The organism is Microcoleus harperi Pol14_C6 (assembly GCF_036701295.1).
Taxonomy (GTDB): Bacteria; Cyanobacteriota; Cyanobacteriia; order Cyanobacteriales; family Microcoleaceae; genus Microcoleus.
The window spans coordinates 263,218-287,032 of record NZ_JAUBQN010000002.1 but is presented as its reverse complement, the minus strand read 5'-3'; the positions used below and the strand labels follow the sequence as shown (position 1 = coordinate 287,032).

The 23,815-nt window shown below is 47.1% G+C and carries 21 protein-coding genes; 13 read left to right on the top strand and 8 right to left on the bottom strand.

Annotated elements, in window-relative coordinates:
* Positions 1–32 precede the first annotated feature (32 nt).
* Positions 33–1,709: a glycosyltransferase family 4 protein gene (locus QUA27_RS02885; RefSeq protein ID WP_333066219.1), complete on the bottom strand. Its 1,677-nt coding sequence runs from the start codon at positions 1,707–1,709 to the stop codon at positions 33–35.
* A 412-nt stretch (positions 1,710–2,121) separates the two neighbouring features.
* Between QUA27_RS02885 and QUA27_RS02880 the strand changes: the two genes are divergently transcribed.
* The 8 genes from QUA27_RS02880 (at position 2,122) to QUA27_RS02845 (ending at position 11,614) form a co-directional block, all read left to right on the top strand.
* Entirely contained in the window at positions 2,122–2,361 is a 240-nt protein-coding gene (locus QUA27_RS02880) for a DUF3134 domain-containing protein (protein ID WP_006631296.1), read from the top strand.
* Positions 2,362–2,490: 129 nt separating this feature from the next.
* Positions 2,491–3,606 (top strand): phospho-N-acetylmuramoyl-pentapeptide-transferase, encoded by a 1,116-nt coding sequence (mraY, locus tag QUA27_RS02875; RefSeq protein WP_333066218.1) that lies wholly within the window; start codon positions 2,491–2,493, stop codon positions 3,604–3,606.
* A 339-nt stretch (positions 3,607–3,945) separates the two neighbouring features.
* Complete coding sequence (locus QUA27_RS02870; protein WP_333066217.1) at positions 3,946–4,953, top strand: glycosyltransferase family 2 protein; 1,008 nt, start codon at positions 3,946–3,948, stop codon at positions 4,951–4,953.
* A 324-nt stretch (positions 4,954–5,277) separates the two neighbouring features.
* Entirely contained in the window at positions 5,278–7,137 is a 1,860-nt protein-coding gene (locus QUA27_RS02865) for an NAD(P)H-quinone oxidoreductase subunit F (RefSeq protein WP_333066216.1), read from the top strand.
* A gap of 104 nt (positions 7,138–7,241) precedes the next feature.
* Complete coding sequence (locus QUA27_RS02860) at positions 7,242–7,961, top strand: carbonic anhydrase (RefSeq protein WP_333066215.1); 720 nt, start codon at positions 7,242–7,244, stop codon at positions 7,959–7,961.
* A gap of 112 nt (positions 7,962–8,073) precedes the next feature.
* On the top strand, positions 8,074–9,630 hold the full coding sequence (locus tag QUA27_RS02855; protein ID WP_333066214.1) for an NADH-quinone oxidoreductase subunit M: 1,557 nt from the start codon (positions 8,074–8,076) through the stop codon (positions 9,628–9,630).
* Positions 9,631–9,807: 177 nt separating this feature from the next.
* Positions 9,808–11,130: a CO2 hydration protein CupA gene (locus QUA27_RS02850; protein ID WP_333066213.1), complete on the top strand. Its 1,323-nt coding sequence runs from the start codon at positions 9,808–9,810 to the stop codon at positions 11,128–11,130.
* Positions 11,131–11,407: 277 nt separating this feature from the next.
* Positions 11,408–11,614, top strand: coding sequence for a hypothetical protein (locus QUA27_RS02845; protein WP_333037052.1), 207 nt, complete (start codon positions 11,408–11,410; stop codon positions 11,612–11,614).
* Here QUA27_RS02845 and QUA27_RS02840 read toward each other — a convergent pair.
* From QUA27_RS02840 to QUA27_RS02830, 3 genes are all read right to left on the bottom strand, one after another.
* Positions 11,611–11,829: a type II toxin-antitoxin system HicB family antitoxin gene (locus QUA27_RS02840; protein ID WP_333066212.1), complete on the bottom strand. Its 219-nt coding sequence runs from the start codon at positions 11,827–11,829 to the stop codon at positions 11,611–11,613. The genes QUA27_RS02845 and QUA27_RS02840 overlap by 4 nt on opposite strands.
* The gene (locus tag QUA27_RS02835) at positions 11,826–11,957 is read right to left on the bottom strand and encodes a hypothetical protein (protein ID WP_333066211.1); all 132 of its coding nucleotides are present in this window, start codon (positions 11,955–11,957) and stop codon (positions 11,826–11,828) included. Before QUA27_RS02835 ends, QUA27_RS02840 begins: the two co-directional genes overlap by 4 nt.
* Positions 11,958–12,144: 187 nt before the next feature.
* The gene (locus QUA27_RS02830; protein ID WP_333066210.1) at positions 12,145–12,615 is read right to left on the bottom strand and encodes a hypothetical protein; all 471 of its coding nucleotides are present in this window, start codon (positions 12,613–12,615) and stop codon (positions 12,145–12,147) included.
* A 181-nt stretch (positions 12,616–12,796) separates the two neighbouring features.
* Here QUA27_RS02830 and QUA27_RS02825 point away from each other — a divergent pair, with 181 nt between their 5' ends.
* Together QUA27_RS02825 and QUA27_RS02820 are read left to right on the top strand one after the other, a co-directional pair.
* Positions 12,797–13,009, top strand: coding sequence for a helix-turn-helix domain-containing protein (locus tag QUA27_RS02825; protein WP_006631307.1), 213 nt, complete (start codon positions 12,797–12,799; stop codon positions 13,007–13,009).
* A gap of 191 nt (positions 13,010–13,200) precedes the next feature.
* Positions 13,201–13,359 carry a hypothetical protein gene (locus QUA27_RS02820; protein ID WP_333066209.1) on the top strand — a complete coding sequence of 53 codons (159 nt, stop codon included), beginning with the start codon at positions 13,201–13,203 and terminating at the stop codon, positions 13,357–13,359.
* A gap of 451 nt (positions 13,360–13,810) precedes the next feature.
* Here the strand turns inward: QUA27_RS02820 and QUA27_RS02815 are convergent, their stop codons facing one another.
* Entirely contained in the window at positions 13,811–14,242 is a 432-nt protein-coding gene (locus QUA27_RS02815) for a group I truncated hemoglobin (RefSeq protein WP_333066207.1), read from the bottom strand.
* 157 nt (positions 14,243–14,399) lie between these two features.
* Positions 14,400–14,540 carry a hypothetical protein gene (locus QUA27_RS02810; RefSeq protein ID WP_333066206.1) on the bottom strand — a complete coding sequence of 47 codons (141 nt, stop codon included), beginning with the start codon at positions 14,538–14,540 and terminating at the stop codon, positions 14,400–14,402.
* Positions 14,541–15,262: 722 nt separating this feature from the next.
* Here QUA27_RS02810 and QUA27_RS02805 point away from each other — a divergent pair.
* Positions 15,263–15,601: a hypothetical protein gene (locus QUA27_RS02805; protein WP_333066205.1), complete on the top strand. Its 339-nt coding sequence runs from the start codon at positions 15,263–15,265 to the stop codon at positions 15,599–15,601.
* A 220-nt stretch (positions 15,602–15,821) separates the two neighbouring features.
* Here QUA27_RS02805 and psaB read toward each other — a convergent pair whose 3' ends face one another.
* Together psaB and psaA are read right to left on the bottom strand one after the other, a co-directional pair.
* Positions 15,822–18,050 (bottom strand): photosystem I core protein PsaB, encoded by a 2,229-nt coding sequence (gene psaB, locus QUA27_RS02800; RefSeq protein ID WP_333064854.1) that lies wholly within the window; start codon positions 18,048–18,050, stop codon positions 15,822–15,824.
* 110 nt (positions 18,051–18,160) lie between these two features.
* Positions 18,161–20,455: a photosystem I core protein PsaA gene (gene psaA, locus QUA27_RS02795; protein WP_333066204.1), complete on the bottom strand. Its 2,295-nt coding sequence runs from the start codon at positions 20,453–20,455 to the stop codon at positions 18,161–18,163.
* Between the two features lie 650 nt (positions 20,456–21,105).
* On the opposite strand from psaA, the gene QUA27_RS02790 reads away from it, so the two are divergent.
* Together QUA27_RS02790 and arsM are read left to right on the top strand one after the other, a co-directional pair.
* Entirely contained in the window at positions 21,106–22,734 is a 1,629-nt protein-coding gene (locus tag QUA27_RS02790) for a hypothetical protein (RefSeq protein WP_333066203.1), read from the top strand.
* A gap of 85 nt (positions 22,735–22,819) precedes the next feature.
* A complete protein-coding gene (gene arsM / locus QUA27_RS02785) occupies positions 22,820–23,788 on the top strand; it encodes an arsenosugar biosynthesis arsenite methyltransferase ArsM (protein ID WP_333066202.1) in 969 nt (322 codons plus the stop codon).
* Positions 23,789–23,815: the final 27 nt, after the last annotated feature.

Below are 23,815 nucleotides of genomic sequence, written 5' to 3'. Positions count from 1 at the left end.
GTTTGTGGAGACGCGATTTCAATCGCCGAGGACTAAGAACTAATCACTAAGATATCAAATTTCACCAAATAAAGCAGAGTCCGATACAGGTAGGCTAATTCTTGCTCGTTTTTAACGTAGCGCTGGATAACTTCCCCCACGCTGATCGCACCTTCCTGCTTAATTGTATCCAATATCTCCATCTGAATGCTAACAGATCTTCTCCTATCCTCACCAAAACTGGTAAACCTAATTGTCTGTACCTGCTTTAAAAGTTCTGGTGTGGCGATCGCACCCAGACTCAGTATCATCTCATTGCTTAAACTTCTAGTCGCATAATTACCCAATACCCGAAACGGATCGTCGCCTAGGGGATAAGGCGGGTTCCCGGGTTTTAAAGGTGCTGACTCCGGTGCCGCAAGGCGAATTTCTGCTAATTCCCGCCACAATTGTTCGTAAGCAGCAATTACTACTTTCCAATCATAAATTTCCCTCGCCCTTTGTCTGGCATTTTCCCCCATCCGCTTTCTCAATTCGGGGTTTTCAATTAATTGGCACAACGCCAGGGTGCAAGCATCAATGTCAACTGCTGTGGCGAGGGAAGTGTGACCCATGTAAGTCGGCCAATTTAAGCTGCCGTCAAGATAATTTAGGGCTAAATCTAAACAAGATTCCGGGGGCGGGATGAGTGTGGGAATGCGGAAGCCGTCTATTTCGTGGCGTACAGATTCTTTGTATCCGTTCCAATCGGAGACTATGGCCGGCAGTCCGTTCGCCATGGCTTCTATTGGTGTCAGTCCGAAGGATTCTTGAATGTTGTCGGAAAGCGAAATGAAAATGTCTGCCGCCGACCAAATATTTATTCTAATTTCCGGCTGTCTCCCATCTAAAAAAATAGCATTTACCGAGGGACAAAATATTTGGGCGCTATTTTTAAAGTCGGGTTCCTCTCTCGGATCTTCGATCCAACCGGCTTGAATTAAGTGGATTTTGGCTTTTGTCTGTTGTGATGCCCGTTCTAGGGCGATGTACATGGGTACCGGATGAGCTTTTGCAGAAAAAGTCAATCGACCGACAAATAACACAACAATATCTTCGGGAGAAATGTCGAGTTCTTGTCGCAGTTGGCGGCGACTATTAACGGCTTCCACACCCTGCGGAAACGCGCTGCAATCGACTCCTAGGGGAATAACGGGGAATTTGACCAGAATTTCCGGTTTACCGCCGTTGCGCTGGGCTAAATATTCAGACCACTCCCTCATAACTCCTTCTACTGCTGTTTTCACGGCTGCAGAGGTGCAGATCAGGGCGTCCCAAGGCTGCATGGGTGCGGTGATCAAATCGCCGATCGCCCCCATGATGTATTTTGTACCGATCGTGTGAGTAACGCCACAAACGCTGTAGGCCCGCTGATCGACAAATCTGCGGGTCCAAACCATCTGCGACAGAACCGGATCGGGTCGGTAAATTGTGCCTGGTTGAGATAGCAAATCCGGTCGTTCCATCGGAATCCAGCGGACTTTCCGAGGTTTTTGCAGCCAAGGTTGGATATGCGAACAAAACTCCTTAAAGGTTGTTTCGCTATCGGCGCAACAGTAGAGAGAGTCAGCGGTTCCGTGTTGGACTAAGCTTTTGAGAAACCCTTCTCCGGCTGAATGACGCCCCAGAAGTTTTTTGCCTCCGGTGTGGTAACCCTCTTTGTTGTATAAAACTGCTGCCGTTATATCCATTCTGAGATTTATTGCTTGAGAGTTGACTGAGGAAGCCAGAGCGCTTTCGGGATAAGGCTTTGATGAAAAATCAGGAGACTGTTCTGAATCAATCGGTTGGCGTTAGGCAAGCTTGCAGAATACGATCGCGGCGTGTCCCGCGATATCTTAAAGACGATCGTCTTAGATTACAATGCTTACGGCTAAAGAAGGATTGGCAAGAGCGGATTTTAGTGTTATCCTCATGCCCATGCTTGGGGGCGATCGCCTTTTGGGTCTCCCATCTTATCCGATCCGGAACCAAACAGTGCCTGTGGTATAATGCTTTAGCCTTGCTAAATACCCGATTTGCAAGTGCTTGATCAAATGAGCAGTTCGTCGGCAAAACGTTACTTCTACTCGATCGCGTCTTTGTCTTTAAAAACCGAGAATCATGTACAACCCATCTCTGCGTCAAATACCTCGCCACTTGCCTGCGGATGTAATTCCATTAAAGCAGCAATCTTCTCTTTTAGACTGGTTGGAATCTAACAATCGCCTGTTAGCAAGGGATGTCCAAGAACCCGACTATCTGCACGAAGAAGAAATTTCTGAACTTATGGCAGTTGACGACAGTCCTTACGATGATTTAGAAGAGGAAGTAGAAGAGGATGTGAGTGTAGGCGAAGAATAACGGGTAGAAGGGTGAAGAAATCAACCGGAAACAGGGAAGAAAAACTAAGAGATTTCTCAATCTCCTGTATCGCACCCTATTCCCCATTGTCAATTGCTTATTCTCAAATAGTGTGTGGTGAGGAGTGTTATGGATAACTTTTTGGATGAGAAAATCCCTTTTAGTCTGCCTTTCAAACTTACAGGCAAGAATTTATTCCTGCTGCTGGGTTTGGGGCTCTGCCTTTTAGCGATCGGTTTAGATGTAGCAGCGGGTAGATTTTTGAACTTACCTGCATCGCTATTTATGCCGCTAGTTGTTTGTGCTTTAGTTGCGTCGGGGTTGGGCTATGCAGTTGTGCCCGTACTCCAGCAACTAAAAGCAGGACAAATAATTCGCGAAGACGGCCCCCAAGCTCATTTAAAAAAGGCGGGAACGCCGACAATGGGAGGCATCTTTTTTGTACCTGCAGGGGTAGCAGTCGCTTTACTTTGGTCTAAGTTTAACTCAGATGTTGTTGCCGTATCGGCTTTAACTTTAGCTTACGGTTTCATTGGCTGGATCGATGACTGGCAAATTCTGCGGCGCAAGTCGAACAAAGGTATTTCCCCTCGGATGAAATTGGCTTTGCAAATAGGTTTTGCCGCTCTATTTTGTCTGTGGATGATGTTTCGTGAACCTGGTATTTCTACCAGCATTGCTTTGCCTTTCGGTTGGGTATTGCCCTTAGGTTTGCTGTTCTGGCCGCTGGCGGGTTTTGTGCTAGTTGCCGAAAGCAATGCTACTAATCTTACCGATGGTGTGGACGGATTGATGGGCGGTTTGGGCGCGATCGCACTTTTGGGATTAGGTGCATCTGTAGCCTCTACTTCGCCAGAGTTAATGATTTTTTGCGCTTGCATCAGCGGCAGTTGTTTCGGTTTCTTAGCACACAACCGCAACCCAGCCAGTGTGTTTATGGGCGATACAGGGGCTTTAGCTTTGGGCGGTGCGTTGGGTGCGGTAGCTTTATTAACAAACAGCCTTTGGATATTATTAATTATCAGCGGGATTTTCTTTGTAGAAACGCTGTCAGTAATTGCTCAAGTAGGTTATTACAAAGCTACAAAAGGACCGGATGGAATCGGCAAGCGTCTGTTAAGAATGGCTCCACTGCACCATCATTTAGAGTTGTGCGGCTGGTTGGAAACTCAGGTTGTTGGCATTTTTTATTTAACTAATGGGGCGTTAGTGTTAATGATTCTGATGTTGACAAGAAACAGTTGAGAAGGGATTGCGTGACGGATTGCACAGGGGATGTAAGAGATATTTTCTACTATTTGAAAGAAACAGGCAAGATGCCTGTTCCACAAGAACCGAAGGCAGTTGTGGAACAGGCATCTTGCCTGTTTAAGGCTCGGAAGTTATAATTTTGACAATATATATCTCCGTTAATGCAAGGGAACTTAGTAACGCTTTTTAATTATTTGAAGAACCGGGAAGAGGCTTATAGCACAAAGGAAGAACTACATTTGCTTATTTATCTTCCTTAGCCTCCTTAGCGCCTTCGCGGTTCGTTTAATCTTACTCAATATTAGTTATGCTATCGTTTACGGTTGTTTGTGAATGACTAAAACGTTTTTACCGGAGGTTTCGGTGGTTGTGCCTGTTTACAACGGCGAGATGGATTTGCCGGAGTTAATCGATTGCCTGCGATCGCAAACTTATCCGCCACACAGAGTAGAATATCTATTAGTAGACAACAACAGCCGCGATCGCACTTCAACCATTCTCCAAACAGCAGCAAACCCTAACCCCCCCTCAGTCCCCCCCTTGGTAAGGGAGGGAAGCAATTTCAATCAAATAACCATTCGCCACCTCACCGAAAATCAGATTCAAAGTTCCTACGCCGCCCGCAATCAAGGAATTCTCGCATCCACAGGCGAAATCATTGCATTTACCGATGCAGACTGTCGCCCGGAATCTGACTGGCTGGAAAATTTAGTTAAGCCATTCGTTGACTTAGAAATAGGAATTAGTGCTGGGGAAATACTCGCACTGCCCGGTAAAACTATCTTAGAACAACACGCCGATCGCCAAAATACTTTATCTCAAAAACATACTCTCGCTCACCCTTTTTGTCCCTACACCCAAACCGCAAATTTAGCTGTACGGAGGCTAGTTTTACAACAAATAGGATTATTTCGCCCTTACCTTACCAGTGGCGGCGATGCTGACTTGTGTTGGCGGATTTTGCGGGAAACATCCTATAAAATGTATTTTGCCGAAAATGCGATCGTCAGACACCGCCACAGAAATACAATAAAACAGTTGCAAAGTCAATGGTATCGCTACGGCGAATCTAATAAATATTTGCACGAACTCCACGGTGTCGATTTGATGCGAGAATTCACAACAGGAGAATATTGTTATCGGCTTGCTAGATGGCTGTTCAAGGAATTTCCGGTTGCTGCTGCCAAAATTGCGTTAGCGAAGCCCTCGAAGAGGATCGACCGAGCCGATATGGTAGATTTGTTTAATACGCCGATCGGTCTAGTGAATGTTAGGGCAAGGGCGATCGGACAGCGCCAAGCCAAACTTCCTTTAGCCGCTTGGGACATTGAGCGGTTTTAATATTTTAGACAATTAATGATTGTTCGATCGCACTTGCGATCGACAAATATTCCTTTGTATGCAATCCGCCCCTCTATATACGTATAAGTATAGTTTATCGGTACAGATAAATATCCTGAATCAGAAATATGAAAATTTAATGCAATACTTAATATAAAATTAATAAGTCAATTCTGAAGCGCTCGGTTTGACGACGGGAACCAACTCAGAGGCAAATTCCCAAATTTTCTTTACTTCTGCCTTGTGGCTTTTGAGTGCTGTCGTCAGCGCGATCAAAATTATTCTCAGATTTTTAAATTTTTGTAACCTTTACAGGTAATGCCCATGGCTCAAATCTTACTCCAGACGGTTTGGTTTATACCTTGCTATCCACTCATCGGCGGAGTTCTGTCCATGCTGTGGTTTCCAGCAGTTACCCGCCGCACGGGACCAAGACCATCCGGTTACGTGAACGCCATATTAACCTTGTTCGCTTTTTTACACGGTGTCATAGCCCTGACAGCTATCTGGAACCAACCGGCGCAACACGAGTTGATTCCCTGGCTGAATGTAGCAGGTTTAGACTTAACCATTCCTGTTGAAATCTCTGCTGTCACCGTCGGGGCGACTGTTTTGATTACCGGACTGAACTTGCTAGCGCAGATTTATGCTTTCGGTTACATGGAAATGGACTGGGGCTGGGCTCGGTTCTTTTCTCTGATGGGGCTGTTTGAAGCTGGGATGTGTGGCTTGGTACTGTGCAATTCCCTGTTCTTCAGCTACATGATTTTGGAAGTTCTGACTTTGGGTACTTACCTGCTAGTCGGGCTGTGGTTCAATCAGTCTTTGGTGGTGACAGGAGCCCGCGACGCTTTCTTAACAAAGCGGGTGGGTGACTTATTCCTGCTGATGGGAGTAGTCGCCATTCTGCCGCTGGCTGGAACTTGGAACTTTGACGAGTTGGCGGCTTGGGCCCAGACTGCAAAGCTTGACCCCACTGTAGCGACACTGCTGACTTTAGCTTTGATTGCCGGTCCGATGGGTAAATGTGCTCAGTTTCCCTTGCACCTGTGGCTGGATGAGGCGATGGAAGGCCCGCTGCCGGCGACGATTTTGCGGAACACCGTAGTTGTGGAAACTGGTGCTTGGATTTTGATTAAGTTGCAGCCAGTGATTGCTTTGTCGCCCATGGGGATGACGACAACTATTATTGTAGGTGCTGCGACGGCGGTTGGTGCTTCATTAATTGCGATCGCCCAAATTGACATCAAGCGCACGCTTTCCTATATAGTCAGCTCATACATGGGCTTAGTATTTATCGCCGTCGGCACCGGACAAGCCCAGACAGCCCTGACATTGATATTTGCCTACACCTTAGCAATGGGTTTGCTGGTGATGAGCATCGGTTCGGTAGTTTGGAACAGCATCACTCAGGATGTCCGATCTCTCGGCGGTTTGTGGGGAAAGCGGCCAATATCAGCGATATCGTTTATTGTCGGTAGCGCTGGATTGGTGGGACTGCCGCCCTTCGGCTGTTTCTGGGCTTTAGAAGACTTCACATCAGGGCTTTGGCAAACTCACCCTTTCTTGTTAGGAATAGTGCTGTTTGTAAACGGCGTCACTGCTTTTGGCTTGGTGCGCGTCTTCGGTTTAGTTTTCGGTGGCAAACCAAAGCAAATGACCGAACGTGCGCCGGAAGTTCACTGGCCTTTTATCTTGCCGATGACTGTTTTAATGGGCTTTACTTTGCACGTTCCGCACTTGCTGGCGACGTGGCAGGTCTTGCCTGGGGCAAGTTTGAATTATACCGCCACTGGACTGCTAGTTTTGTCAACCGCGATCGGCATCGGTGCAGGAGCATTGGTTTACCTAAACGAGAAATGGGAAAAACCGGTGCGAATCGGTTCTCAAGCCCTGCAAGACTTTTTTGCTTACGACTTTTACACCGCCCAACTTTACCGCGTGACAGTGATATTTGCAGTTGGTTTGGTTTCCCAAATCATCTCCTGGTTCGATCGCAATATTGTTGACGGATTCGTGAACTTAATCGGTTTTGCAACGGTTTTTGGCGGGCAAAGCCTCAAATACAACGTTAACGGTCAAACTCAGTTTTACGCCTTGACAATTCTGTTCGGAGTGGCAGTTTTGGGACTGCTCATAAGCTGGCCACTTCTAGCTCGCTTGTCGCTGATTGTGGGCGGGTAAAGAAATATAAGCTTGAAGATTTTAGGTGACAGTTTTCATCTAAAATCTTAAAAACATGAAGTCTTGAACAAAGATTTCAAACTCGTTCCGATAAGGCAGCATAAATGAACTCAGACCACAGACAATTCAATCTTTCCCGGCGCAATTCCCTCAAATTTGTCGCAGGTGCTATTGGTACAGGGATACTCGCAGTAGGAGCAGGCGCTGATTTGGCTGCACCCGAACCAGCAATTGCTCAAAATGACTTGACTCCCGATGCAGCTCTGAAACAGTTAATGGACGGGAACAAACGGTTTGTTGAAAGCAAACGCCAAAATCCCCACCAAGACTTTGGGCGCCTCACCGAAGTTGCCAAAACTCAAAAACCCTTTGCTGCTATTCTGGGCTGTGCAGATTCCCGCTTTCCTTCCGAGATTATCTTCGATCAAGGATTGGGAGATTTATTTGTCTGTCGCGTGGCCGGAAATGTTGTTACCTCAGAAGAAATGGGCAGCCTGGAATTTGGCACGCTGGTACTGGGAGCAAAAGTGCTTGTGGTAGTCGGGCATGAAAGGTGCGGTGCGGTAGACGCAACCATCAAAGGAGCTCAAGTTCCCGGTCAAATTGGCAGTTTGATCGACGCCATTAAGCCGGCGGTAGAAAGCTCGAAAGACCAAGCGGGCGATCGTCTAGAAAATGCCGTCAAAGCGAATGTTATGCTGCAAGCTAGCAGGTTAAAAGCATCTCCAGTTATCTCTAAGTTAATTGCGGAGAATAAACTGAAAGTTGTTGGTGGGTATTACGATTTAGACACTGGTCGAGTCACTATTGTTTCTGAGTCGTGATGAATTTTGGAATTGATAATTGGGAAAAAGTTTAACATATAAACTCTCAAATTATCAAAGACAAGAGGCTGCAAAATTGATTGTTCACTCTTCACTCTTCACTTCACACATTATGCTTAGTGCCTTGCTCTGGTTGCCCGCGTTGGGCGCTGCGGTAGTCGGGTTCCTGCCCGGAAATATCAATGGGATGCGTCTGCGTTCAATAGCCTCGGCTTTTGCGGCAGCTATTTTCCTTTTGAATATCTGGCTTTTGACTCAATTCGATCCAGCAAATTCGGGACTGCAATTTCAAGAATATTTGCCCTGGATTCCACAATTAGGTTTGAGCTACAACTTGGGTATTGACGGCTTGTCCTTGCCGCTGCTGGTTTTAAGTGCTTTGCTGACGCTATTAGTCATTTATGGCACTGGCGAAGGGATGGCTCGGCCCCAGCTTTACTATGCTTTGATTTTGCTGATCAATGCTGGTATTGCCGGAGCTTTGATGTCTCAAAATTTGCTGCTGTTTGTACTTTTTTACGAAGTAGAATTAATTCCTTTTTACCTGTTGATTGCAATTTGGGGCGGAAAGCAGCGGGAATACGCTGCCATGAAGTTTTTGATTTACACGGCAGTTTCGGGACTTTTAGTTTTAGCAGGATTTTTGGGTGTTGCTTGGCTGAGTGGGTCTTTAAATTTCGATTACACTGCGATTACCACTCAAGAATTGCCCTTGAACACGCAATTGATCCTGCTAACAATTGTACTAATTGGGTTGGGAATTAAAATTCCTTTAGTGCCACTCCACACTTGGCTGCCGGATGCTTACGTGGAAGCTTCGCCAGCAACAGCAATTTTGCTGGGAGGGATTCTGGCGAAGTTGGGAACTTACGGTTTAGTGCGGTTCTGCTTGCAGTTGTTTCCCGAAACTTGGTCGATTATAGCTCCCGGTTTAGCGATTATCGGGACTGTGAGCGTGATGTACGGTGCTTTGAGCGCGATCGCCCAAAAAGACATCAAGCGCATGGTAGCCTATAGTTCGATCGGACACATGGGCTACATTCTCGTTGCCTGCGCCGCCGGCACAAAACTCGCCTTAATTGGTGCTGTCGGGCAAATGGTAAGCCACGGCTTAATTTTAGCTTTGCTGTTTTATTTGGTAGGCATCATCGAAGCCAAAGTCGGCACGCGGGATTTGGATGTACTCAACGGTTTGATGAACCCGATGCGGGGTTTACCCACTGCCAGTTCCCTGTTAGTTTTGGGCGGTATGGCAAGCGCCGGAATTCCCGGTTTAGTGGGTTTTATTGCCGAATTTTTAGTATTTCAAGGTAGTTTTTCAGCATTTCCCATTCCAACCTTACTGTGCATTTTAGCCTCCGGGTTAACAGCAGTTTACTTTGTAATTCTGCTCAACCGCACCTGTTTTGGGAAGTTGGATAATGCCACGGCTTACTACCCTCCAGTTACGTTTGCTGAAAATATGCCTGCGCTAGTTTTGGCGGGCATCATTTTTGTGTTGGGAATTCAACCTGCTTGGCTGCTCAAGTGGAGCGAATCTACTACAAATGCAATCGTTGCTACCCTGCCGGCGGACAGAAATGCCCAAGTAGCTATTAGCTATCCCGTTGAACATTCGGCGATTTCCATCGCGTCTACACAACAAACAAAGTCCGCCGACGCTAACTAAGAGAATCTACTTGTTACCAGGCAGAGCCTGGTAACGCAAATCCGGAGGCTAAGCCTCCAATTTTCCAGTTCAGGCATGGATATCGGTTCCCAAGCAAAGCCGGAGAACCAGTTAAAGAATTGCAGCTTTTTGCAATAATTCAAAATATTTAGATTCAGTCAATCAAAGGAAAAAACCATGGTACAAACCCCTAATAAACCAGCAACTAAACTACCTCCTTCCAAGCACGAATTTGCGGAAGTAATTCACAGGCTGGAAGCTGGCGGCGCTATGATTCCAGATACGCCGGAAAATCTGATGCAAATCATCGCTATTTGGAAAGCTTACGCAGTGCCGATGGACTTTTACTGGCGGGATTTGCTTTACATCGCCGAACGAGTATTTTTGCACCCACTTCCCTTCTTTAAATACTTTTTACCCCAAGAGTATTTAGATTTACAAAATCACTATGCAGGCGACGGTGCAGATTTGCGGATATGGCGCGGGACTGGAAGTGTTCACCCCGAACTTTTGGAGTTCATGGAGAAGGGAGAAACAGGCAAATTGCCGCGGCTTTTTCACCATTTGTGGCACGATCGCATTAACATGGAATTTGCGGAAGAGTGCATGAGGTCAATGCTTTGGCACCGGGGCTTGTACGTGCCTACCAATCAATTCGATCCTTATTTGGACAGTGACGAATATAAGGCTAATGCCGATCGGGCAATTAAAGCTTACTTCAAAAAAGACCCGTTCATGCTGGCACTTCACAAAGCATTTCCAGAAATGTTTTTAGAACAGTGCCGCCAAATGTCTTATTACAGCAATCTCGGTTTATTCTGGGAAGTCATGGCGCCTGTGTTTTTTGAGGTTTCCGACTTGTACGACGAAGGGAAAGTTACGACAGTCCCGCAGGCGATGGATTTCCTAGTAAATGGCATATTTGCGATCGCCGGACGCCCCATTTACCACCACGTTTACATCGACGGCGAGAAGTACGAAATCATCCCCAAATCTAAGGGTTTTACTTGGCTTTACGAAGCAGCGTTACCTTACGTGGAATCTGTATTTTATCGCACTTCGCCATTCCGAGGCACCAAATCTTACAACGCTCAAGCTAAGGAAGTTCCTGAAGATCAAAAAGACTTCCACTACGGAGTTTTGTATGCAGACAAATTCCCGGTAGGTACGGCGGGGATTCCGCCGACTTTGCTAGCACAAGATATGCTGCATTTCCTGCCGCCGTATTTGATGGATTTCTACAAACAGCGCTGTCGCGGCGAAGATGATATCCTCAATCAAATTGGGGTGACATTTCAGCGATCGATGTACTGCGTTACTTCGGCGGTGATTCAAGCGTTGCGGACTGCTCTTTTGTATCCTTTAGATGACCCGAATCCCAAGCATTTGAAGGCAAATCGGGCTTTCTTTGAGGCTCAGCTCGATCGCTTCTGTCGCCCGGAATACGGCATGAAATATGCTGCGAAGCTCAAGAATATTCAGACTTCGGATTATAGGTAAAGGATGTTTGCGGGAGGCATCTTAGCTTCCAAGTCCGCCAGTCTGTTAGTCCGCCAGGGGTTGAAACCCCTGGCTCAAAGCTCAAGTCGGTTGAAACCGAGTGGGAAAAATCAGAGCTTTTTTAAATCGTTTCAAAAGTCCTATAATATTAAGCCACTTGGCCTCGTAATTATTGCTCTCTCTCTCTTCTTTTACTCTGATTTCTCTGCGTTCTCTGCGGTTATATCATTCCGATACAACCGGCAATGATATAACCAATAACAAATAACCCATAAGTATGGACAGCAACGATCTAGCCAAATATATCGAAGCAAAGGACGGGATTTCCAAACCTTGGCTGTTAGTGCAACTGCGGCTGAAAAAATTGCAAGAAAGGCGATCCGAGATTTCTGCTGAAGAGTATATGACAGAACTTACTGACCTTCACAAAGATTTAATGAATCTGGGGGAATGGTGGCTGGGAATCGAAGATGAGGTGTTCTAGGCGATTTGAAGAATGCTAGGTGCGGGGATGGGTTCACCTTCTTCCTGCCAAGCTTCTAGATACATTTCGAGCACTTCTTCGCCATGTCGGATGGCTTCTTCGCCGGTTTGGCCGTGGGTACAGGGCATGACAACGCGATCGGCAAACTCTGGAATCGTCACGAGGAAAAGTTGATCCTCGTCAGACCATTGGACGATCATACTGTATCGATTCATGAATCTTCCTCCTTTAACTCGTCGAGTTCGGCTAACAATATGGCCAACTGCTTCTCTAAATAGCGTGGCACATCATCTCCGTCTTTGCCTGGAATTGTTAATGTCTTCCCAATAAACGATGCTGCCATCTCTCAGGGCTGCCTTTTCCGCGTTTTGGCAAATAAATAAAGCCCTCACGCGTAATCTGAGCTTTTAACTCGCGAATTTTTCTAGGCATGGTGATTGTCCATTTTCTACCTCCCTTTTCTCACTTAGCCATTTATTTTAATTTTTCCTTGGCCCATTCTTGCAGTTGGTTGCCGGCGAGATAGCACTTTAAAACTTACCCATCAAATCTTTTTCTTGGGCATAGACATTTCGTAGCTGTTGCAGCGCCACCCCAGAAATGACCGATTTAACAGTAGCTACCAGTTTGCCCCACTCCAGCAAGCTGTCAACTGAAACAGCTTTTTTGAACTTGTGGGTGTAGAATTTCGTCCAAAATGCTGGTGCTTGCTTGCTTTTCCAGCGTTTGTACCATCTGCCAAAATCTTGAGCTGCGATCGGCTTTACTTCTAAAATAGGGGGAAAATCGGCGTAGCTGACAAACCGGCTGATGCCTTTGGCGTGCACGTAAACCATGTAGCGACAGCATTCAATGCGGTAAATCTCGTCTGGTGTGATATTGAACAGGAGTGCGACTGTTTCTTCGGTAACGAATCTCGCCAGCGGATGCAGGATTGGCGATTTGTGAATTATTCGGGATTCTGCGATCGTCCGCGATTTTGCCGGAGTTTCTGATATCATGGCTAGTACACCTCTGGATATGGTTAGTAGACTTCTGGATATGGCAAATGCACTTTTTGATAGAAAGAAATAATCTGTCCAGATGAGGTTTTACAGACGATCGCCCTTTAGTTTTCCAGGCCGGGGGGCGATCGCTCTTTACATATAAAATTGTACGACGCAATTGCATCAACTGTCAAGCATGGGTTTAGTCAGGCTAAAAATTCGGGAACTAGCGGCGGAGAAGGGCTGGACGCTTAAGGAAGTATCCGATCGTTCTGGGGTAATTTATAGCACTGTCAGAAGCTATGCTCGTCGTCCTGAAATGGCAATGGTTGACTTTACTTGCCTGCGGAAGTTAGCTCGCACTTTTGATGTGATGATTGAGGATTTGGTTGAGGTTTTGGAGGAATAGGTCGATCGGCCTTTAGTTGTCTAGACAGGCGGCGATCGCTTTTTTGTATGTTTTACACTATAGGATGATTAACTGTAGCTAGTCAAACATTATTGTAGTTAATCGGATTGAGGATGATAACATTAAGGAAAGTTATTAATAGTTGATTATTCTTCGTAGCTAAAACTAATACTGCGATCGCGGTCAGTTCCGTGATAAAGGAAGTCATTCAAAAACAAGCCCAAGCTACAAGACTAACTCAAAAGGAAGTCGTGTATTTGGGAATGCTGGCAATTAATGCACTCGATAAGGAAAGCCGCCAAGAGTTGGCTGACAAGGTGCATCAGATGCAGGTGAATGGGGAAATTTGAGGCGATGAGGGCGATTTCCTACGGGATAGCTACGCTTCACACACTTCGAGGGAAGTAAGGCAAGGGCGCTCCTATGGAATTCGTCTACTGAAACAAATTCTCATTTTTTTACCAATAAATTGGGGTCTTCTTCTCCTCAACAGGAGCGTTTTCCCATCTAGTATTTGTACCCGTTTCGACGCTCTTAGCCCCACACAGTCTGCTCAAATCAACTATCGTGCTATCAGAGCGCTGATAAAAACAAAAAGGTCGATCATTCGATTGAACCTGGGGTGGAGAAAAAATGGCCGGCATGGAAAAGCGCTCAGAAGACTGCCTCGCCATTGGGGATACTGGAACTTTCATCTCGGTGGTTGGCTCTGATGGTTTTGCACGGGCTGCGTCGGCCGTTACCATTCCTGACAGTAGCAGAAATGCAACCGAAAGCAGGAGGAGATTCGAGTGTTTCATATTACTTTTCGACAATCTTGTTTCTCAGACTATTGACAAATCCCAGCACTTCGGCTTTATCTGGTGGATTGACCCTATTTTTATCGAGAGCTTGGGATATATCATTAGCAAAAGCATTAAATTCACTGTCCGTCAGACCTCCATCCATTCCACTATGGGAAAGCTTCATAGTCCGCCCTGTATAAACACAAGGCCCACCTGCTGCTTGGCAGAATTGATCCACTAACAACTGACGCAGCCTCTGTTGTGAGTTTGTTCCCAAGCCAATAAAGTATTTACCAATTACTGGGTCAGCGAATATGAAAGTTGCTGAATCATCAATGACCTTTGCGATCGCGTTGTAGCCTCCTAGCCTAGTGTAGAGAGAGCTTCCTGAAGAACCTTGTGCAATCAGATCTGTAGTTACTTTTTCTGCTGATTCTTGTGCTGACATCGCCGGCGTAGAACGAGCGAAACTAGGGCTTAATCTGAAAGTAGTCACTACTATGACTGTCATACAAATTAATGTCAACAACATTGCCAAAGATTTACTGAGTTTCATTGAAAAATTTCCAATTGTGATGGTAATATGGTTAATTGAATCTTCAGCACTAAGTCATACAGATACATAGGCTTAAGATGCCTGCCGCCGAAGTATAAGCCCAACTAAAGTTAGTCTTTCGCTCTGTGCGATCGTAAAGAGGCAATGGGAAAGAGCGATCGCTCTCCACATCAATTGATAACTTTACCATCAAATCATCTTACGGTAGGTTTTGTAATATTTCTTAGATAAGTCAGCATTTGCTGATTGATTGACTTCACATCGTGTTGGATATTGTCAAAATGCGGTTAAACAAGTTGCATCGCAGCTAAAAGCTCAGGTTAAAAGTGCTAAGATTTAATCGAAGTTGTTAATCTCCGGTTAGTTTTGTGACCAGAGCCAGTGTCGCCATTGCAGTCAGCCCCATAATTAAGAAACTTGTGCAGAAAAAGGCGCTAGCAACCTGACTAAGGCTGAAAGAAATTATCTCTGTCGGGATGCTGGCGATTGACGAGTTGGACGAAAAACGCTTGCAATAATTGGCTGATAGGGTGCATCAGATGCAGGTGAATGGGGAGATTTGAGTGATAAGGGCGATCGGGCTTGTGGTGACGTGAGGTTCGGGGCGATCGACTCTAAAGTCACTTATGAGATCGAGTTGTCCTCTAAAATAGAAAATAGAAAACTGCTGAATCTCAACGAGCAAGAAGGAGAAACATTGCCATGCTGACTGTTTTACCTGTTTCGAGCAACGGAGTTAGTTAAGGCATCTGGGTCTTAAAAAGTCTGGTTGAACGCTACGAAGATAATGTAATAGCAATTATCCAAATTGGCGGAGATGAGGATCCAGAGACACCGGATAGCGCCACTTCATTTATTGTACTGTTGATGGATGGATTCAATTTCACAGCTTTTGTCAGCCACTTGGGAACCATGCCAGAGACAGAAGATTATTCTGGAACCGGGAGCCAATATTATGATAAATTCCGAGAATTTGCTATGAAATTCCAGGGGACGGTGAGTGGAGTTCCAGGATTGTTTAATTACAATAGTAGAGAAGTTAATCAATATGGTGTAAAAGCAAAATGTATGGGCTTTTCTTGGTCTAGCTTTTTCTGGCAATCATCAAAAGACCTTGACTTCAACAATAGAGAGGAGGAATTAAGCCGAGAATTTTTCTCTGATACGCACGGTATGGACTGGCTAATGAATGTATACAAAGTTTTTTTTATCAATGTAGTATTTACCCACTTGTGGGAATTTATCTCCTAAGCTTAGGGGTTTTTATTTTGGGACTGACATCACTGCTAATCATGATAAAAATATCCCAAGGCTTGCTGTAAAAGCATCGGCATTGTAGTAATTGTTTCCTGTGGTAACTTTGCCATATAAAAATACTTTTCACTCTCAACAGTTAACCCAAATACCTAAAAAAATCCCCCACCAGAAGGCAGGGGATTTCATTTAATTACCTAGAAACCAGAGTTCAGAGTTACCCGAATTTCCCGGCTGTCGAGGCAATTACAAAGGCCGCGTAAGTGAGGACGTTGCCCACAGTAAAGTGAACTAAGCCAACCAAACGACCTTGGACGATCGACAAAGCAACAGGCTTGTCTTTCCAGCGAACCAAGTTAGCCAAAGGAGTGCGCTCGTGAGCCCAAACCAAAGTCTCGATCAACTCTTGCCAGTAACCTCTCCAAGAGATCAGGAACATGAAACCAGTTGCCCAAACGAGGTGTCCGAATAAGAACATCCAAGCCCAGACTGACAAGTTGTTAGTACCATACGGGTTGTAACCGTTGATCAACTGAGAAGAATACAGCCAGAGGTAATCGCGGAACCAGCCCATCAGGTAGGTAGAAGACTCATTGAACTGAGCCACGTTACCTTGCCAGATGCCCAGGTGCTTCCAGTGCCAGTAGAACGTTACCCAAGCTAGGGTGTTCAACATCCAGAATACAGACAGGTACATGGCGTCCCAAGCAGAGATGTCGCAAGTACCGCCACGGCCGGGGCCGTCGCAAGGGAAAGCATAACCGAAGTCTTTTTTGTCCGGCATCAGCTTAGAACCGCGTGCATCCAGAGCGCCCTTGACCAAGATCAAGGTGGTGGTGTGCAAGCCTAGTGCGATCGCGTGGTGAACCAAGAAATCGCCAGGTCCGATTGCCAAGAACAGAGAATTAGTACCGCTGTTAATCGCATCCAACCAGCCAGGGAGCCATACGTTGCCGTAGTTGGGCCAAGCGGTAGAAGCAATGCTGTCAGGGTTAGACAACAGCACGTCCATGCCGTAGAGAGCTTTTCCGTGAGCAGCTTGGATGAACTGTGCGAACACTGGTTCAATCAAGATTTGCTTTTCAGGAGTTCCGAAAGCGACTACAACGTCATTGTGAACGTACAAGCCGAGAGTGTGGAAGCCCAAGAACAGCGACACCCAGCTCAAGTGAGAGATAATCGCTTCTTTGTGCTGCAACACGCGATCGAGCACGTTGCCTTTGTTTGCTTCAGGATCGTAGTCCCGCACCAAGAAGATAGCTCCGTGGGCGAAAGCGCCGACCATGATGAATCCAGCAATGTACTGGTGGTGGGTGTAAAGCGCAGCCTGAGTCGTGAAGTCCTTACCTATAAAAGCGTAGGGGGGCATCGCGTACATATGCTGTGCTACCAGGGAGGTAATTACGCCCAAAGCAGCGAGGTGAAATGCCAGTTGGAAGTGCAGCGAGTTGTTGTAGGTTTCATACAAGCCTTGGTGAGGCAAGTTGAACTGCCCTTCACTCTTGCCGCCGACCAAACCAGCCTTAGAATCCAACATCTCTTTGATGCTGTGACCGATACCGAAGTTAGTCCGGTACATATGACCGGCAACGATAAACAGAACTGCGATCGCCAAGTGGTGGTGAGCGATGTCTGTCAGCCACAGGGATTCTGTTTGAGGGTGGAAGCCACCCAAGAAAGTCAGAATTGCGGTTCCAGCGCCTTCGGAAGTACCGAAGACATGGTTCGCTGCATCTGGATTCTCGGCGTATACGCCCCAGTTACCAGTGAAGAACGGAGCCAAACCGGCCGGGTGAGGCGGGGTAGACAAGAAGTTGTCCCAACCTACGTGCTGTCCGCGAGATTCGGGGATAGCAACGTGAACCATGTGACCAGTCCAAGCCAAAGAGCTGACACCGAACAAACCAGCCAAGTGGTGGTTGAGGCGAGATTCAGCATTTTTGAACCAAGACAAGCTGGGGCGGTACTTGGGCTGGAGGTGCAACCAACCTGCGAACAGGAAGACAGCCGCCAGTAGTAACAAGAAGATAGCTCCTTGATACAGGTCGGCGTTTGTCCGAATCCCTTGGGTGAACCACCAATGGTAGACACCAGAGTAAGAGATATCCACCGGGTTAGAAGCGCCCCCTTGAGTGAAAGCTTCTACAGCAGGAGCGCCGAATTGCGGGTCCCAAATCGCGTGAGCGATCGGGCGGACGTTTAGGGGGTCTTTAATCCACTGTTCAAAGTTACCTTGCCATGCTACGTGGAACAGGCTGCCCGAAGTCCACAAGAAAATGATTGCTAGGTGGCCGAAGTGAGAAGCAAAAATCTTTTGGTAAAGATTTTCTTCGGTCATGCCATCGTGGCTTTCAAAGTCGTGTGCTGTGGCAATCCCGTACCAGATCCGCCGTGTGGTCGGGTCTTGGGCAAGGTCTTGGCTAAATTTTGGAAATTTCGTTGCCATAAGCCTTGATTAATCCTGAATCCTGAACAAAATTGAAGGGATTCGGTTCGGAGTTTGGATTCTCGATTTGAGATTCCTCCCAAATCGAGAATCCAAAACCTAGGGGTAGTTTACCCTACCGAAATGATTCGCGCTAGGAAAAATGCCCACGTAGTGACAATTCCTCCTAGGAGGTAGTGAGCTACACCCACAGCCCGACCCTGAATAATGCTCAGAGCACGAGGCTGAATCGACGGAGCTACCTTGAGCTTGTTGTGAGCCCAAACAATCGACTCAATCAGTTCTTGCCAGTAGCCACGGCCACTGAACAGGAACATCAAGCTGAAGGCGAAGACGAAGTGTCCAGCTAGGAACATCAGACCGTAGGCCGACAGTGCCGAACCGTAGGACTGAATCACCTGAGAAGCTTGCGCCCAGAGGAAGTCCCGCAGCCACCCGTTAATCGTGAGCGCACTTTGTGCGAAGTTGCCACCGGTAATGTGAGAAATTGTGCCGTCTGGCGATACTGTTCCCCACACGTCCGACTGCATTTTCCAGCTAAAGTGGAAAATCACGATCGAGATGCAGTTGTACATCCAGAACAAGCCTAGGAAGACGTGATCCCAACCAGAAACTTGGCAGGTGCCGCCCCGGCCAGGGCCGTCGCAAGGGAACCGGAAGCCCAAGTTGCCTTTGTCAGGAACCAAGCGAGAACTGCGTGCAAACAACACGCCCTTCAAAAGAATCAGGACTGTAACGTGAATAGTGAAAGCGTGGATGTGGTGGATCATGAAATCCGCCGTACCCAACTCGATCGGCATCATCGCTACTTTGCCGGCGACTACTACTGCACCGCCGCCAAAAGCGTGGCTGACGATTTCGGTAGCATTAGGCGCTGTTGTGCCCGGAGCCAAGGCGTGGATGTTTTGCACCCACTGGGCAAATATCGGACGCAACTGAATCCCGGTATCCGAGAACAAATCTTGAGGACGACCGAAAGCCCGCATCGTGTCGTTGTGAACGTACAGACCGAAGCTGTGGAAGCCCAAGAAAATACAAACCCAGTTCAGGTGGGAAATGATCGCATCCCGATGCCGGATCACGCGATCCAACAAATTGTTGACATTTCCAGCGGGTTCGTAATCCCGAACCATGAAGATTGCTCCGTGAGCCGCTGCTCCAACAATCAGGAATCCGCCAATCCACATGTGGTGGGTGAACAGGGATAGCTGAGTCGGGTAGTCGGTCGCGATGTACGGATACGGAGGCATCGCATACATGTGGTGGGCGACGATGATGCTCAGAGAGCCCATCAGTGCCAAGTTAATCGACAGTTGCGCGTGCCAAGAATTAGTCAGGATTTCGTAGAGACCTTTGTGACCTTCACCAGTGAAGGGGCCTTTGTGGTTCTCTAAGATTTCTTTCATGCTGTGGCCGATGCCCCAGTTCGTCCGGTACATATGACCAGCGACGATGAACAGCACTGCCAAAGCTAAGTGGTGGTGTGTTGTATCAGTCAGCCACAAACCGCCTGTGGTGGGGTTCAGACCGCCTTTGAAGGTCAGGAAGTCTGTGTATGCGCCCCAGTTGAGGGTGAAGAAGGGGGTTAAACCTTTAGCGAAACTCGGGTAGATGTCAGCCATCAAGCCCGGTGTCAAAATCCACTCGTGCGGCAGGGGGATGTCGGCAACTGTTTTGATCAGCTTGCCGCCCACTGTCAGCGGTGCACCTGCATCGATCGCGTCCATGCAAGCGTTGATTGGCAGCGACACGTGAATTTGCTGTCCCGCGTAGCCCAAGCAGCCGCAGCCCAACAACACAGCCAAGTGGTGGTTCATCATCGATTCCACGTTCTGGAACCATTCCAGTTTCGGAGCGCGGACGTGATAGTGGAACCAACCGGCAAATAGCATCAAAGCTGCCATTACCAGGGCGCCGATCGCAGTGCAATATAGCTGGTATGAGTTAGTGATGCCGTTGGCGCGCCACCACTGGAATAGACCAGAGGTGATCTGAATTCCGTGAAAGCCGCCGCCTACATCTGCATTTAAAATTTCTTGACCAAAAATCGGCCAGACCACTTGAGCGCTGGGCTTGATGGCTGTAGGATTTGTCAGCCAAGCTTCGTAATTGGAAAATTTAGCGCCGTGGAAATATGCGCCACTGATCCACACGAAGATTACTGCCAAGTGGCCGAAGTGAGCGCTAAAGATTTTGCGCGAAACGTCTTCTAAGTCACTTGTATGACTGTCAAAGTCGTGAGCGTTAGCGTGGAGGTTCCAAATCCAAGTGGTGGTTTTTGGCCCCTTAGCTAGAGTGCGATCAAAATGACCGGGTTTTGACCACTTCTCGAAAGAAGTTGGAACCGGATTCTTATCGACTACTACCCTAGCTTTTACCTCTCGCTCTGGAGGACTAATGGTCATGAAGACTCTCCTCTCGGTAAGACAAGGAACGAGAACTGAATACTGTACCGGACACTCCCCGCGCTTGATTAGGCGGGGGATTCTCGAAAAAGCCGACACTGCACTACACTTTACTCTTTGCAGAGCTAAACGCAGGTGCATCGTCTCCCCAAGCATTTTGCTTCTTTGAAGAAGCCAGTTTCCCAGTGTCGCTAACAATGTGACTGGGTACTGCCAACTCTTCTCGCCAGATGAGCCACCGATCGCGTCCTTGATTCAGACTTGATACGGCTGCTCCTTTTGAGGGAGTTTTATGAATTATAAGCTTGCTAGAGAAGTATTAATCGCTTGTTAACAATACTTAAAAAAGGTTCAATTCTTGATGTAATAACGCCTTTAAATTCCACAGTCCCTCAAAAAAGTCAAGGGGTACTGCCATTAACTTTACAAAACTCAAAGATAAAGTAATTTAGGAATACTCATTTGTAGATAGTAGATATATGTTTTGGAAAACATCTGCGCGAATTAATAGTCGGAGAGGATGGGTTGCCCGCTGCTGCCTCAATCCTGCCTCCTAGGAGCCTTTGGAATTCATGAGCGGCAATTCCCCAATACTAAATTCATTTTTGGGCTATAGTTCCCTATGAGAAGGCTTCTAGGAGTATGGTTGCGTGATTGGGATCAATTGGCACAGAACGGTTGCAGGCAGGCTGCTGGCATTGTTCGCAGTAGCAGTATTAATTTTGGGTTTAGCAAGTTGTGGCGCGGGCCATTCCGAATTGCCCAAATCAGGGAACAAGAGCGGCTCAGCTACCGCCCAGGTAAACAAAATCTCAGAGGTTTCTCCCCCAGAAGCCATTCAACAACTGCGTCAGGCTCTAGAAATCTACCAGCCTCAAATTAGTATTTTGAATCCAAAACCTGACGAAGTGCTTCAGGATATAAATGTGTCTGTTCAGTTCCAAGTGAAGGACTTGCCCATTTTCAAAGATGCAAACTTGGGTTTGGGCCCCCATCTACAAGTTTTATTAGACAACCAACCTTACGCAGCAGTTTACGACATCAACCAACCTTTAACGCTCTCCGACTTAGAACCCGGAACCCATACCCTCCAGGTGTTCGCCACTCGCCCTTGGGAAGAAAGCTTTAAAAACGAAGGTGCCGCTGCTCAAACCACTTTTCACGTTTTTACCAAAACAGATGACAATAATCCCGATCGAACATTGCCCCTATTAACGTACAACAGCCCCCAAGGCAGCTACGGGGCAGAACCCATCCTGCTCGACTTTTACTTGACAAATGCCCCCCCGCACGAAGTGGCGCAAGAAAATTCTCAAGATGAAATACTCGATTGGAAAATTCGAGCCACAGTCAACGGCCAAAGCTTTGCGATCGACCAGTGGCAACCTATATATCTTAAAGGATTCAAACCAGGGAAAAACTGGGTACAGCTAGAATTAATTGACGAACGGGGAAAAATTGTCAAAAACGCCTTTAATAATACAGTCAGACTGATAAATTTCCAACCGCTCGGTCAAGATCCTCTTTCAAAATTAGTGCGGGGCGGACTAACAGCTGCAGAAACTCGCGGTATAGTCGATCGTAGCTACCAAGCCCCCGAACCGCCACCAACCCCAACCCCCGAAGCGACACCGACACCTGCATTAGAAAAAACACCAGTTGTCCCACCCTCACCAGCGGTTCCAGAAACCCCTGTTACTCAACCGAGCTTAGAGCCAACAATCGCTCCCGAACTTGCTCCCATTCAAGTAATAGAACCGACACCGACAGCAACCCCCCAGCTCGAAGCGCCGAAAGTTGTAGAACCAATTCAAGTAATAGAACCGACACCGACAGCAACCCCCCCACTCGAAGCGCCGAAAGTTGTAGAACCAGTTCAAGTAATAGAACCGACACCGAAAGCATCTCCACCGTTAGAAACCCCGAAAGTTGTTGCACCAATACAAGTAATAGAACCGACCCCAACAGCATCTCCCCAAACAAAAAAACAGGAATATAAAGGATACTACAATCGGTTCCGCAACTTCTTGCGTGAAGAACCGCAACCTGCTAATCCTTCATATCCGCCAACCCTGCCAGAAATCACAGAAAAAGCTCCAGTACCAAAAGTAGTCGCTCCCGCGATACCAGAAGAGTCTCCCAATCTTGTTCCGCCAACGCCACCAGTTGCGGCTGAAACTCCTAGCCAGCCAACCACCGAATTAGCAGATCCTAAAACAACTGTTTCCGAACCCGAAAATCCGCCCAAATCCGAACAAAAAGTCGAATTTGCCACCTAACAAAAACTTTCTGCATTCATCTGCGTTCACCCGCGTAAATCTGCCTACATCGGCGGTCAAAAATCAAAAATTAGGACACTAAAAAATGACCTACCTCGAAACAGCAGCAAAATTCTACAGCGATGTTGCCGAAACACCCCAAATCGGACTTTGCTGCGTCCAAAGCAGTCCCTTGCAATTGCCAGGATTAAAAATTCCCGAACAAATGCAAGAAATGAATTATGGCTGCGGCACAACCGTTCACGCCGCCGAACTTGTCGGCAATCCATTCGTGCTTTATGTAGGCGTCGGCGGCGGCCTAGAAGCACTACAATTTGCATATTTTTCTAGACACAAAGGAGCGGTTATTGCCGTAGATCCGGTTCCAGCAATGCGAGATGCGGCTGCACGAAACTTGCAAATTGCGGCCCACGAAAATGATTGGTTTGATCCGAGTTTTGTAGAAATTTGTGAAGGCGATGCTTTTGCGTTGCCAGTGCCGGATGCTTCTGTAGATGTTGTCGCCCAAAACTGCTTGTTTAATATATTTGAACCTGCGGATTTAGCTAAAGCATTAAAAGAGACTTATCGGGTATTAAAACCCGGTGGCAGGTTGTTGATGAGCGATCCGATCGCAACTCGCCCCATTCCGCAGCATTTGAAAGAAGACCAACGCTTGCGGGCCTTGTGTTTGTCCGGCGCTTTGACATACGCAGAATACGTTCAACACCTTGTAGACGTTGGTTTCGGGCAAGTCGAAGTGCGGGCGCGCCGTCCTTACCGATTGCTGGACAAACACAATTATCAGTTAGAGGCGGATTTGCTGTTAGAAAGCCTGGATTCGGTGTCTTTCAAAGTGGATGTACCGGATGACGGAGCTTGCATTTTCACGGGCAAGACGGCGATTTATACGGGGTCTGAAGAGCTGTTTGATGACGGGGTGGGTCACGTTTTGCAGCGAGGAGTTCCGGCGGCCGTGTGCGATAAAACTGCTGGGAAGTTGGGCGGATTAATGCCAGATAAGGTGTTAATTACGGATTCGACTTGGCATTATAACGGCGGCGGTTGCTGTTAGATTTTATTCGGGTCGATCGCAATTGCG